Raw genomic sequence first — 12120 nt, 5'->3', positions numbered from 1 at the left:
GAACGCGATCAGACAAATGGGCGCAATCTGTATAAAAATACGAGCCAATGGATAAAAATTTTACATCGAATTTACGCTGGAATGCGTCACATAATGAACGAAAAAATCATTATGATACAGACACGATTCTGTAAAATAACAGTTCATGACAGCAATACCTGAAAACCAAGGATTAGCTCTTACGTCACAATACTTATTACCCTTTGAATGAAACGGTTTCGGATCGAACGCTACGCCGTAACGGAGCCAGTTAACGTCCAATGCCTAAGCAAGTTTTGCTAGGCATTAACCAAGATCACTTCAGGGGGTGAGGTTACATTGAACAACGGGACCAGCCTTTTTCTCGTCGATGGCGATGTCCGGCGTCGGGCCGCCATTTCACACTGCCTTGCCGGCAGCACGGTGCATGTCGAACCTTTCGAGGATCCGTCAGAACTCATCGCCCGCTGGCCCAAGACCGGGCTGTTGCTGGTGCATGACGATGGGCGCTCGATCGGCATGTTGCTGGCGCAAATGGGACGGCTGGGGCAATGGCTGCCGGTCATCGGCTTTGCCCAGGAGCCCAGCACGAGGCAGGTCGTGGGGGCCGTGCTCGAAGGCGCGATCGACTATGTTTCATGGCCCTTTACGCGCGAAGAAATCATCGGCGTGGTCGAACAGGCCGAAGCCAAGGCCGAAGTCTTTGGCAGCGCCAAGCTGCGCGAGGCACTGGCCCGCAGCCGGGTGGACCGCCTGACCAAGCGAGAGCGCGAAGTGCTGGCGGGCGTGGCGGGCGGCCTGTCAAACCGGATGATCGGGGAAAAGCTGTCGATCTCGCCGCGCACGGTGGAAATTCACCGCGCCAATATGCTGACCAAGATGGGCGCCAATCACACGTCCGAGGCGATCCGCATCGCCATTGAGGCGGCCTTGGTGAGCTAAACTATCAGGCTGATACTGTTATAAAATGAAAAACGGCGCTCCATTGGGGCGCCGTTTTTCATTTCGAGGGTAATCGGGGCAAAGCCTGTCCGGAATGGCGGGATCTGCGCTTTCGCCGGTGCAGCAGAACGGGAATAATTTCCCCGCAATAACGCCCAGATCAAACCTCAATTCCGATAAGCAGCTTGCAGGATCGGCACGACGAGACGGCATCCTATGGACAGCCGCCCGGAACAGACCAGCCCGATCCAGCCACCCAAACGCCACACCCCGAACGTGGCCCATGCTGCTTATCGGCCATGCCGCCGGAATGCCCGACCCGGCCGCTTTTCTGCCGCCTCTCCGCCGCCGTCCCAATGCGGCAGAGAGGCGGCTCTTTTGCCTCAGCCCTGATTGCAGGAGGCCACAAGGGCCACGCTCAATTCATCCAGAGACAGGATCTTTTCCGCCGCATTGGCGGCCACGGCCGCCGCCGGGGTTTCGCCCACGGTGGCCGTGGCGGGGTCCTCGACAAAGGTGCGCGACCCGGCATCGCGGAGCAGCCGCAGCCCCTTGGCCCCATCGCCGCCCATGCCCGTCAGGATCGCCCCCACCGAGGGCACGCCCGCGCGCGCCATCGTGCCGAACAACAGCGTGGCCGAGGGGCGCGCGCCATCGACAGGATCGCGCTGAACCATGCGCAGGCGCGGCGGCGAGCCGGGCTCGAACACGACATGCTTTTCCGGATCGGCGGCAATATGGATCATGCCCGGCGTCAGCGTCGCGCCATCCTTGGCCATGGCGATCTTGCATTTCAGCTCGCCCGCCATGCGGTTGATGAAAGTATCGACCAGCGCCGGCTCGCTTTGCAGCACGATCACCGTGGGCGGACATTCGGCGGGGAAATCGCCCAGCATCTGCGTTAACGCATCAATGCCGCCCATCGACGTGGCCATGGCCAGATAGTGACCGTTCCATGTGAACTGCACCTCGGAATGGCGGCTTTCGCGGTGGCTGGGCTTTTGCGCCTTCACATTGGAATTGGCCGCCGCCAACACGATCTTGCCCAGCTTGCCCACGGTCTTGGCGAATTGCTCGGGCGTGGCTTTGAGCGGCTTGGGAAAACATTCCACCGCCCCCAGCGCATAGGCCTTGAGCGAGGTCTCGGTCCCGCTCTGCGTCAGCGAGGAGAGCATGACCACGGGCAACGGGTTGGTCGCCATGATTTCTTCAAGAAATTCGATGCCGCTCATGCCGGGCATTTCCACATCCAGCGTCACCACATTGGGCTTGAGCTGGGCGATCTGGTCGCGTGCCTCGTCGGCATTGGCGGCGGTGCCGATCACGGTCACATTGCGCTGCTGCTCCAACACATCGGAAAACAGCGCTCGCATGGCGGCAGAATCGTCCACAACCAGCACACGTGCATCGTTCATTGTCGCAGCTTTCCCGTCTTACGTTGATAAACCGGCCATGTCGGCCTCCACCGATCATGTTTAACCGTGATTCACGAAGCAAATACCTGCTCCTGACTAAGTGCTTAGGCCTAAGCACCGCCTAATCACTATTCAGCGCTGCGCCTGTAGCAACCTGTGTCAGAGCCACGCAAAACGGGAAAAATCTGCCCGCGCGCGCCGGTTTTGGGCATTAACAAAGGCAAGGCAGCAGCGCATATGAAACACCGATCCATCGCGCGAAATAACCGCATCGGTGCCATGGTCATCCTGCTGGTGCTTCTGGCGGCGGGGTTGCTGGCGGGGCTAGGCTTTAACGATATCAGGCTGGGCGGGCCGCTGCATCACCGCAATCAACAGGTCAGCGATTTCGTCGCCGACATCCTGCCCCCACCCGAATATGTGATCGAAGGCTTCCTCGAAGCCAGCCTGCTGCACAACAATCCGGCGCTGATGATCGAAAAGCGCAGCCGTCTTGGCGATCTGGAAAGGGCCTTTCGGCAAAGAAGCAGCGATTGGGCGGCCTCGGACCTCGATGCCGATCTGAAACAGCAATTGGCAGCGCAGGCCCAGCGCAGCGGCGAGGAGTTCTGGGCCGTCGTCAATCAGGACTATCTGCCTGCCCTGTCGCGCGGCGATGCCCCCGTTGCCCAGGCCGCCTATGACCGGCTGAGCGCCATCTATGCCACCCATCGCGGCCAGATCGAGGCACTGACACAGGCCGCGCTGCGCCGCCAGAAAGAGATTGCTGCCTCCAGCGCGACGATGATGTGGGCGATTATAGCAGTGCTTGGCGCGCTGGGCATGGTCGTGCTGGGGCTGATCCTTAGGGCTTTGCGCTGGCAACGGCGCCATGTGCTCGAACCGCTGGCGCAAACCGCGCAGGTGATGAGCCGGATGGCTGCGGGCGATCTGGAAATCGGACGCAATATCCACCACCGCGAGGACGAGATCGGAGCGATGAGCGCCGCCATCGAAGTGTTCCGCGCCGCCGCCATCGCCGAGCGCGAAGCCGCCGCCCATCAGCGGCGCGTGGTCGATTCGCTATCGCAAGGGTTGCAGCATCTGGCCGCCGGGCAATTGCATTACCGCATCCACACGCCGCTGGGCGAGGAATACGAGTCGCTGCGTCAGGATTTCAACGACGCGCTGCAGGAACTGGGCGATGCCATCGGCGGCGTGATGGCCACGGCCGCGGGCGTGGAAAAGGGCGCCTCTGAAATTCGCGGCGCCTCCGACGACCTGGCCCGCCGCAACGAGGCCCACGCCGGAACGCTGGAGGAAATGGCGGCGACGATGGATCAGGTCACTCACACGATCCGCGAATCAGCCAGCCACGCTGCCCATGTGCAAGGCTCCATCGCCCAGACCCATCAGGCCGCCGTGGCCGGGGGCGATGTGGTGGCCCGCGCCACAAGCGCGATGACGGGAATCGAGCGGTCCTCGCAGGAAATCGGCCAGATCGTCAACGTCATCGACAGCATCGCCTTTCAGACCAATCTGCTGGCGCTCAACGCCGGGGTTGAGGCCGCGCGCGCCGGCGACGCAGGCAAGGGCTTTGCCGTGGTGGCCAATGAAGTGCGCGCGCTGGCGCAGCGCAGCGCGGGCGCGGCCAAGGACATCAAGGCGCTGATCCATGCCTCGACCGATCAGGTGCTGGGCGGGGTGGCGCTGGTGCGCGAAACCGGCGCGGTGCTGGGCAATATCGTCGAACAGGTGGGCCTCATCAACACGCAGGTCGGCGACATGACCAGCTCGACCGAGTTGCAGGCCACTTATCTGGGCGAAATCAACAAGGCGATCGCCCATATGGACGGCATCACCCAGCAAAACGCGGCCATGTCCGAACAGGCCACCGCCGCCGCGCGCAGTCTGGCCACGCAGGCCCAGGCCATGAACGCGATGGTGGGCCGGTTTGAAACCACCGATCACCGGAGGCGGGATTGGGGCCGGGATTGGAGCCGGGAAGAACCTGTGCCCTTTATGCGCGGACGGGCGCGCGAACGCGAGAGCGAGAGAGGGCAATTTTCTACCGCTGCGTGAAGATCGCCACGCAATTTCCCCGCGATTCTACCGAGGCCCGCGCAAACATGACGTTGCCAACCAGGGCCTATGATTAACCACAAGGGAAAGCGTGTCTTTCGGGCCTCAGGAACCGCCCGGAATGTGATACGCCGAGGGAACAGACTATGCTCGACTGGTTTGCAAGGCAGGCTCCGATCAGGACCAAATTTCATACAATGACGACACTGGTCGCTCTGTTGGGTGGAGCCAGTGTGGCGGCCACGGTTCTGGGAACCGGCGGATCGCTCTCGGCAGGCGCGGCGATGGCGGTATCGGCGGGCGCGATGGCGCTGGCGGTGCTGATCGTGGCGCTGGCAGGCGCGATGATCTCGACCCCCTATGTCGCCACGGTTGAACGGATGGAGGAACTGGCCTCGCGCGATCTGACCAGCCCGATCCGCTATACCGACCAGACCGATTGCGTGGGCCGCATTGCCCGCGCGATGGAAGTCTTTCGTGCCCATGCTCAGGAACGCGAAGCCCAGCTTGAACAACAGCGGCAATTGTCCGTGCTGTTCAAACATCTGGGCGATGCGCTGAAAAAGATGGGTCGCAACCAGCTCGACTGCCAGATCCGCGATCCCTTCCCCAGTCAATATGACGAGGTGCGCAAAGACTTCAACAGCGCGGTGGGCTCTCTGGCCGATGCGATTGCCTCGGTTTCGGCCAGCGCGCTGCATGTGCTGAACGGCGCGAACGAGATTCACACCGCCTCCAACGACCTGTCGAACCGCAACGAGCAGCAGGCCGCCACACTGGAGGAAACCGCCGCCGCGATGAATCAGGTGACCGAGGGCGTGCGCGAAAGCGCCCGCAGCGCGCATGACGTGCAAAAGTCGATCACCGAGGCCCATGAGGAAGCCACCGAAGGCGGCATCGTGGTCAGCCGCGCGGTAGAGGCCATGGCCGCCATCGAACGCAGCGCGCAGGAGATCAACCAGATCATCGGCGTGATCGACGGCATCGCGTTTCAGACCAACCTCCTCGCGCTGAACGCGGGCGTCGAGGCGGCGCGCGCAGGAGACGCGGGCAAGGGCTTTGCAGTCGTGGCCAACGAGGTCCGCGCGCTGGCCCAGCGCAGCGCGGATGCCGCCAAAGAAATCAAGGCATTGATCACCACATCGAGCGAACAGGTCGCCGGAGGCGTCACGCTGGTGCGCGAAACCGGCACCTTGCTGGGCAAGATCGTTCACCGCGTGGGCGAAATCACCGGGCTTGTGGCCGAGATTGCCGCAAACGCCAATATTCAGGCCGATGGGCTGGAAATGGTCAACACCGCCGTCGGCGAGATGGACCGCGTGACCCAGCAGAACGCGGCCATGGTCGAACAGGCCACCGCCGCCGCGCGCAGCCTTGCCGACGAGGCGCGTGAATTGAACACCGTGGTCAGCCGGTTCCAGTCCGACGTGCAGGATGAGCGCGCCTACAGCAATGCCCAGGAGGCCGCCATCCCCTTTGTCCGCCAGAGCGCCCGCAACGCGCCGCGCCTTGCCGCATCATCGCCGCCGCCGCGCGCAACAGGCATGGTGCAGGGCAATCTGGCCATCAAACCGCAGGCCGAAGTGTCCACTGATGACTGGTCGGAATTCTGAACCTTCCGGCCCAGACCCAATCCAAAACGGGAATTTGCATGATGCGCAAGATTGTCCTGCCTGCCCGATGCGACCGGGCCGCCGCCGAGGCGCTGTTGCCCGAATTTCAGGCCGCGCTGGGCGCCGGGCCGCTCTCCATCGACGCCAGCGAAACCAGGCAGATCGGTCAGGCCATGCTGCAACTGCTGCTCAGCGCCCGCCGTACGGGCGAAGGCGCGACCATCGCCCCCTCGGAGGCCCTGCGCGATGCGGCCCGGCTGACGGGTCTGGAAAATGCGCTGTTTGAAGGGAACATGGCATGAGCCCGGAGGAAATTCAGGGGATTTTCTTCCTCGAATGCGAGGAATCTTTGGCCTCTGCCGAACAGGGGCTGGCCGCGTGCAAGGCCGGAACGCAGGACAGCGACACCGTTAACGCGATTTTCCGCGCGGTCCATTCGATCAAGGGCGGTGCGGGCGCTTTCGGCTTCGAGGCGCTTCAGGGCTTTACCCACACGTTTGAAACGCTGCTCTCGGATGTGCGCGAAAATCTGGTGCCGATCACGCCTGCGTTGATCGACCTGTTGCTGCGCTCGCTCGATGTGCTTTCCGATCACGTCACCGCCGCGCGCGATGGCGGCAGCCCGCCCGAGGACGCCTCGCTGATCCGCGAAATGGAAGGCGCGATGGCGAATGCTCAGGGGGCGAATGCTCAGGGGAATGCACAGCCCAGCGAGCCCGAACCGGCCGCCGCCACCCATGCCGTCACGTTTGACGAAGACGACATGACCAGCGACCTCGACCTTGACGATCTGCTCAACGATCTGGCGGGCAGCGCGCCGGTGGCTGAGCAAGAACCGATGGGCTGGAAGGTCCACCTGCGCCCCCATGCGGGCGCGATGCGCAATGGCGGCGAACCGCTGCTTTTGCTGCGCGAACTGGCCGCGCTGGGGGCGGTGGCATGCGAATGCGACACGACCTCGATCCCGGCCCTTGATGATTTCGATCCGCATCAGGGCTATCTGGGCTGGACCTATCTGGTTCCTCAGGATGTCTCCGAGGCCAGTGTGCGCGATATTTTCGATTTCGTGGGCGATGATTGCCCCATCGCCATCGGAACGGATGCCACGATCCCGCCGACCCAGATCGAACCGTCCAGCACGCGCCCCGCACCTGCTCCTTCGGCGCCCAAAGCTGTTGCTCCCGCGCCCGCGCCTGTGGCCGCGCCGGTTCAGGCACCCGCTGCGGCCCCCCCCGCCCCGTCGCCCGCCGCACCTGCGCCCGATGCGCCCGCCGCAACCGGCGGCGGCGCCCCGCCCGCTGCCCCCGCGCCGGGCCAGTCGATCCGCATCGATCTGGTCAAGCTGGACAAGCTGATCGACACGGTAGGCGAACTGGTGATCGCGCAGGCCATGCTGGCCCAGCGGCTTCAGAACGAGAACGTCCAGTCGGTCGAGGAACTGACCCTGCTGGAAAGCCTGACGCGCGACATTCAGGAAAGCGCGATGTCGATCCGCGCCCAGCCCATCGGCAGCGTGTTCAGCCGCGTGCCGCGCATCCTGCGCGAACTGTCGGCCAGCACGGGCAAGCATGTGAACCTTCAGGTCTTTGGTGAGACGACCGAGCTGGACAAGACCGTCATCGAGCGGCTGGGCGAGCCTTTGACTCACCTGATCCGCAATGCGGTGGACCATGGCATAGAAAGCCCGGAAGACCGTCTGGCCAAGGGCAAGAGCGCGGAAGGCACGCTGACCCTGTCGGCCGAACATCGCTCGGGCCGCATCCTGATCAAGATCGCCGACGATGGCGCGGGCATCAACCGCGCCCGCGTCTTTGCCAAGGCGGTGGAAAAGGGCATCGTCGCCCCCGACGCCATCATGTCCAAGGAAGAGATCGAGCAACTGATCTTTGCCGCCGGTTTTTCGACCGCGGCCAGCATCACCAATGTTTCAGGCCGAGGCGTGGGCATGGATGTGGTGCGCCAGAACGTCAAGGATCTGGGTGGGCGCATCTCGATCGAATCCGAAGAGGACAAGGGCACGACCTTCATCCTCACCCTGCCGCTGACGCTGGCCATTTCCGATGGCATGATCGTCAAGGTGGGCGACCAGACGCTGGTGGTGCCGCTGACCCATGTGGTAGAAAGCCTGCGCCCCGAACCCAAGGATGTGCAGGGCCTTGGCGCCAGCCGCCAGATGCTCAACGTGCGCGGGCGGTTCATTCCGGTTGTTTCGGTGGCCGAGGCGGTGGGCGCCTATGATGCGGTGGACAACCCCTCGCAAGGCGTGCTGATCGTGGTGGACACCGAAAGCGCGGGACAGGCCGCGCTGCTGGTCGACAATATCTGGGACCAGCGCCAGTTCGTCATCAAAAGCCTGGACACGCATTACCGCAATGTTGACGGCGTGGCGGGCGCAACCATTCTGGGCGATGGGCGTGTGGCGCTGATCCTCAATGTCGATACGCTGGTTCAGGGTGCTGTCTCCTCCGGCTATGGGCTGGAAGCCGCATGAGCACGGCGCCCGACCTTGCCAGCACCTTTGTCGATGCCATGCCCGGCATCAGCCCCGGCGTCTATGACGAACGGGACTTTCGGGCCGTGGCGGCGATCGTATACCGCGAGGCGGGGATCATGCTGCCTGCGGGCAAGGCGATGCTGGTCTATTCGCGCCTTGCCCCGCTGGTGCGTGCCAGCGGATTGGGCACCTTTGCCGCCTATATCCGCCATGTCGAGGTTGACGCAGGCGAACGGCGCAAGACGATCAACGCGCTGACCACCAACCACACGTTCTTTTACCGCGAGGCGCATCATTTCGAACATTTCGCCCGCGTGGCGCGCCCGCAATTGCTGGCCGATCTGCAACATGGCGAGCCGGTCCGCATGTGGTCGGCGGGATGTTCCAGCGGCGAGGAGGTATTCTCGCTGACCATGACCTTGCTGGGCCATGATCGCCACGAAGGCGTGCAACTGGCCCGGCGCGACATCCGCATTCTGGCCAGCGACATTGCCGACCATGCGCTGAAAAAGGCCAGCGAAGGACGCTATGGAGCCAGCGATGGCGACGCCTTGCCCGCCGATCTGCGCCAGAACTGGACCAGCACACAGGGCAAGGAGATGGTGATCGGGCCGGAGGCGCGTTCGCTGGTGCAGTTCAAGCGGCTGAACCTGCAAGGCGAATGGCCGATGCGCCGTCCGTTTCAGGTCATCTTCTGCCGCAATGTGATGATCTATTTCGACCAGCCGACCAAGGACCGGCTGGTCGCCCGCCTTGCCGAAGCGCTCAGCCCGGGCGGGTTCCTCTATATTGGCCATTCCGAGCGCGTATCGGGGCCCGCCGAGGCCCTGCTCGAACCGGTCGGCCCCACGATTTATCACAGGAGAGGTCGGTGACGATCCGCGTCTTGATCATTGATGATTCGGCCACGATGCGCGCGGTGCTGGCCGCACGCCTGTCGGGCAATCCGGATATTCAGGTGGTGGGCCTTGCCAACAATGCTGCCGAGGGGCGCCAGCTTATCAAAGAGCTGGAGCCCGATGTGGTGACGCTGGACATCGAGATGCCGGGCATGAACGGTCTCGATTTCCTTGACAAGATCATGACGCTGCGGCCCATGCCGGTCATCATCGTCTCGGGCCTGACGGCAGCGGGCAGCGATTCCACGGCGCGCGCCTTGGCGCTGGGCGCGGTCGATTGCTATTGCAAAACCGACTATTCAGGCGCGGCGATGCAGGATGGCGGCAAGCTGGCCGCCATGGTGCGACAGGCAGCGCAAGTGACCGTGCGCCGCCGCGCGCCCGAGGTGCACCACATGGCCGACCCGGTCCGCGCGATCAGCGCCGGCCATGGCCGCACCAACACGCGGGTGATCGCCATCGGCTCCTCCACCGGCGGGGTCGAGGCTTTGCAGGTGCTGCTGCGCAATTTTCCCGAGGATTGCCCACCCACGCTGATCGTCCAGCATGTCGATGCGCGCTTTGCCCCCGCCATCGCCCGCACGCTCAATCAGGCCTCGCCCGCCACGGTCCAGCTGGCCGAACCCGACATGCCGCTCAAACGCGGCCATATCTATCTGGCGCCCGGCGATGATCGCCATCTGATGGTGGCGGGCGCCAACACCCTGCATGCCAAGCTGCGTCCGGGCGAGCTGATTTCGGGCCATCGGCCCAGCGTGGATGCACTTTTCGCCTCGGTGGCGCAGCGTATCGGCGCCGATGCCATCGGCATCCTGCTGACCGGCATGGGGGCCGATGGTGCCAAAGGCCTGCTGGCCATGAGTCAGGCAGGCGCGCTGACCATTGCGCAGGACGAGGCCAGTTGCACCGTCTTTGGCATGCCGCGCGTCGCCATTTCCTTGGGCGCGGCACAGGTTGTCGCCCCGCTGGGCCGCATTGCCCAACATACCTTTTCGTAAATCGGGGGAAACCGACCATGCCTTTTGAATCCTCCCCCGCTTCTCCGGTCACACGGATCAACATCCTTCAGGGTCAGGCGCGCGTTTCGGCGGGCCCGCGCGTGGAATTTTCCACCGTGCTGGGCAGTTGCGTGGCCACATGCCTGTTCGATCCCGAAATCGAGGTGGGCGGGATGAACCACTTCCTGTTGGCCGAACCGCCGCCCAATACCCACAGCGGCGATTTCGACGAGCATTACGGCGTCTATCTCATGGAACTGCTGATCAACGAGATGCTGGCCCATGGCGCGGCCAAATCGCGGATGCGGGCCCATCTGTATGGCGGCGCCAATCTGAACAGTGGTTTTGCCCGGATCGGCACCAAAAACGCCGAATTTGCCCGCACCTTTCTGGCCAGCGAACGCATCACCGTGGTGCGCGAGGATCTGGGCGGAATGAACGCCCGCCGCGTCGATTTCCGCCCGGCGCGCGGCCAGGTGCGCTGCCGGACGGTGGAAAACACGCTGGCCCCCGAACCCAAACCCATCACGCGCCCCGCCGTTTCGCGCGGCGATGTCGAACTGTTTTAACGAAAGCGACCCTGCCCATGGATAAGACTACCCGCATTCTGACCGTTGACGACAGCGCAAGCATGCGCGCCCTGCTGAACCATGCGCTGACCAGCCAGGGCTTTGACGTTGCGCAGGCCGAGGATGGCGAAGTCGCCCTCGAATGGCTGGCGCTCAACGAGGTGGATGTTGTCATCACCGACATCAACATGCCGCGTCTCGACGGCTTTGGCCTGATCGAAAAGCTGCGTCAGGGCAACCGCCACCGCGACCGCCCGATTCTGGTGCTGACCACCGAATCCAGCGAGGAGAAGAAGGCCCGCGCCCGCGCGGCCGGGGCCACCGGCTGGATCGTCAAGCCGTTTGACCCGGAAAAGCTGGTCGCCGCCGTGCGCCGCGTTTCCCACTGATATTGGCAAAGGAGCGACCCATGCACCGTGAACTCATCACTTTCGAAGTCGGGGGGCAGGTTTTCGGCATCGACATCATGGCCATCCGCGAAATCCGCGCGTGGAGCCCGGCCACCCGTCTGCCCCGCGTGCCGCATTATGTGGCGGGCGTGGTCAATCTGCGCGGTTCTGTGCTGCCGGTGATCGATCTGGCTGCACGGCTGGGCTGGGAACCGACCGAGCCGACACCGCGCCATGCGATCATCGTGACGCAATTGGGCGCACAGGTCTGCGGGCTGATCGTCGATTCGGTCAGCGACATCGTGACGCTCAACACTGATGCGCTGCAACCTCCGCCGACCACCGCCAATGACAGCATCATTTCCTTCCTCGAAGGGCTGGCCGCGATCGAGGATCGCATGGTGATGGTGCTCAATCTGGCGGCTCTGGCCGATGGCGCGGAATTTGGCGAGGCAGCATGACCGAGGAACCCGCCACACCAGATCCCGCCCGCATCGCCGCCCATCTGACCACGGTGGCCGATGTGCTGACCGAACTGGCCGCCGAAATCGAGGATCTGGGCACCACGCTCTGCCTTGATCCGGCGATCATCGCCCATCATGTGGGCACGCTGCAGTCCATCGATCTGATCGCGCAGAAGCAGCGCTGGCTGGCCACGTTGCTGCACGCCGATTGCCCGCTTTCGGCGGTCGATACGATCGGGGTCGAGGCGCTCAAGGCGCGCTTTGCTGCGCCCCGCGCACATTGACCGGCGCCCCGCG

The 12120-nt window shown here is 63.6% G+C and carries 12 protein-coding genes; 11 read left to right on the top strand and 1 reads right to left on the bottom strand.

Going from position 1 to position 12120, the window contains the following annotated elements; translation table 11 throughout:
- Positions 1 to 318: 318 nt before the first annotated feature.
- Positions 319 to 921, top strand: a complete 603-nt coding sequence (locus tag FHW96_RS18485) for a response regulator transcription factor (protein WP_172342060.1) — start codon at positions 319 to 321, stop codon at positions 919 to 921.
- 383 nt (positions 922 to 1304) lie between these two features.
- On the opposite strand, the gene FHW96_RS18480 is transcribed toward FHW96_RS18485, so the two are convergent.
- Positions 1305 to 2336: a chemotaxis protein CheB gene (locus FHW96_RS18480; protein WP_172342059.1), complete on the bottom strand. Its 1032-nt coding sequence runs from the start codon at positions 2334 to 2336 to the stop codon at positions 1305 to 1307.
- 237 nt (positions 2337 to 2573) lie between these two features.
- Between FHW96_RS18480 and FHW96_RS26275 the strand changes: the two genes are divergently transcribed.
- The 10 genes from FHW96_RS26275 to FHW96_RS18430 all read left to right on the top strand — a co-directional run bounded on the left by FHW96_RS26275 (position 2574) and on the right by FHW96_RS18430 (position 12107).
- Entirely contained in the window at positions 2574 to 4397 is a 1824-nt protein-coding gene (locus FHW96_RS26275) for a methyl-accepting chemotaxis protein (protein WP_172342058.1), read from the top strand.
- 197 nt (positions 4398 to 4594) lie between these two features.
- On the top strand, positions 4595 to 6010 hold the full coding sequence (locus FHW96_RS18470) for a methyl-accepting chemotaxis protein (protein WP_253951061.1): 1416 nt from the start codon (positions 4595 to 4597) through the stop codon (positions 6008 to 6010).
- Between the two features lie 38 nt (positions 6011 to 6048).
- Positions 6049 to 6312, top strand: a complete 264-nt coding sequence (locus tag FHW96_RS18465; RefSeq protein ID WP_253951060.1) for an STAS domain-containing protein — start codon at positions 6049 to 6051, stop codon at positions 6310 to 6312.
- Complete coding sequence (locus FHW96_RS18460) at positions 6309 to 8501, top strand: chemotaxis protein CheA (protein WP_172342056.1); 2193 nt, start codon at positions 6309 to 6311, stop codon at positions 8499 to 8501. The genes FHW96_RS18465 and FHW96_RS18460 overlap by 4 nt, the downstream gene beginning before the upstream one ends.
- Positions 8498 to 9379: a protein-glutamate O-methyltransferase CheR gene (locus tag FHW96_RS18455; RefSeq protein ID WP_172342055.1), complete on the top strand. Its 882-nt coding sequence runs from the start codon at positions 8498 to 8500 to the stop codon at positions 9377 to 9379. The genes FHW96_RS18460 and FHW96_RS18455 overlap by 4 nt, the downstream gene beginning before the upstream one ends.
- Positions 9376 to 10401, top strand: a complete 1026-nt coding sequence (locus tag FHW96_RS18450; RefSeq protein WP_172342054.1) for a chemotaxis-specific protein-glutamate methyltransferase CheB — start codon at positions 9376 to 9378, stop codon at positions 10399 to 10401. The genes FHW96_RS18455 and FHW96_RS18450 overlap by 4 nt, the downstream gene beginning before the upstream one ends.
- A 17-nt stretch (positions 10402 to 10418) precedes the next feature.
- Positions 10419 to 10970 carry a chemotaxis protein CheD gene (locus FHW96_RS18445; RefSeq protein ID WP_172342053.1) on the top strand — a complete coding sequence of 184 codons (552 nt, stop codon included), beginning with the start codon at positions 10419 to 10421 and terminating at the stop codon, positions 10968 to 10970.
- Between the two features lie 17 nt (positions 10971 to 10987).
- A complete protein-coding gene (locus FHW96_RS18440; protein ID WP_168604272.1) occupies positions 10988 to 11359 on the top strand; it encodes a response regulator in 372 nt (123 codons plus the stop codon).
- Between the two features lie 20 nt (positions 11360 to 11379).
- Positions 11380 to 11820, top strand: a complete 441-nt coding sequence (locus tag FHW96_RS18435; protein ID WP_172342052.1) for a chemotaxis protein CheW — start codon at positions 11380 to 11382, stop codon at positions 11818 to 11820.
- The gene (locus tag FHW96_RS18430; protein WP_172342051.1) at positions 11817 to 12107 is read left to right on the top strand and encodes a hypothetical protein; all 291 of its coding nucleotides are present in this window, start codon (positions 11817 to 11819) and stop codon (positions 12105 to 12107) included. Before FHW96_RS18435 ends, FHW96_RS18430 begins: the two co-directional genes overlap by 4 nt.
- Positions 12108 to 12120 lie beyond the last annotated feature (13 nt).

It is taken from the genome of Novosphingobium sp. SG751A (assembly GCF_013149295.1).
Taxonomy (GTDB): Bacteria; Pseudomonadota; Alphaproteobacteria; order Sphingomonadales; family Sphingomonadaceae; genus Novosphingobium.
Note: the sequence above shows the minus strand (reverse complement) of the source record. Positions and strands in the feature narration are given on the sequence as shown.

Coding starts and splice junctions, on each gene's coding strand:
- FHW96_RS18480 (WP_172342059.1), bottom strand. CDS start 2,336: ATGAACGATGCACGTGTGCTGGTTGTGGACGATTCTGCCGCCATGCGA.
- FHW96_RS26275 (WP_172342058.1), top strand. CDS start 2,574: ATGAAACACCGATCCATCGCGCGAAATAACCGCATCGGTGCCATGGTC.
- FHW96_RS18470 (WP_253951061.1), top strand. CDS start 4,595: ATGACGACACTGGTCGCTCTGTTGGGTGGAGCCAGTGTGGCGGCCACG.
- FHW96_RS18465 (WP_253951060.1), top strand. CDS start 6,049: ATGATGCGCAAGATTGTCCTGCCTGCCCGATGCGACCGGGCCGCCGCC.
- FHW96_RS18460 (WP_172342056.1), top strand. CDS start 6,309: ATGAGCCCGGAGGAAATTCAGGGGATTTTCTTCCTCGAATGCGAGGAA.
- FHW96_RS18455 (WP_172342055.1), top strand. CDS start 8,498: ATGAGCACGGCGCCCGACCTTGCCAGCACCTTTGTCGATGCCATGCCC.
- FHW96_RS18445 (WP_172342053.1), top strand. CDS start 10,419: ATGCCTTTTGAATCCTCCCCCGCTTCTCCGGTCACACGGATCAACATC.
- FHW96_RS18440 (WP_168604272.1), top strand. CDS start 10,988: ATGGATAAGACTACCCGCATTCTGACCGTTGACGACAGCGCAAGCATG.
- FHW96_RS18435 (WP_172342052.1), top strand. CDS start 11,380: ATGCACCGTGAACTCATCACTTTCGAAGTCGGGGGGCAGGTTTTCGGC.
- FHW96_RS18430 (WP_172342051.1), top strand. CDS start 11,817: ATGACCGAGGAACCCGCCACACCAGATCCCGCCCGCATCGCCGCCCAT.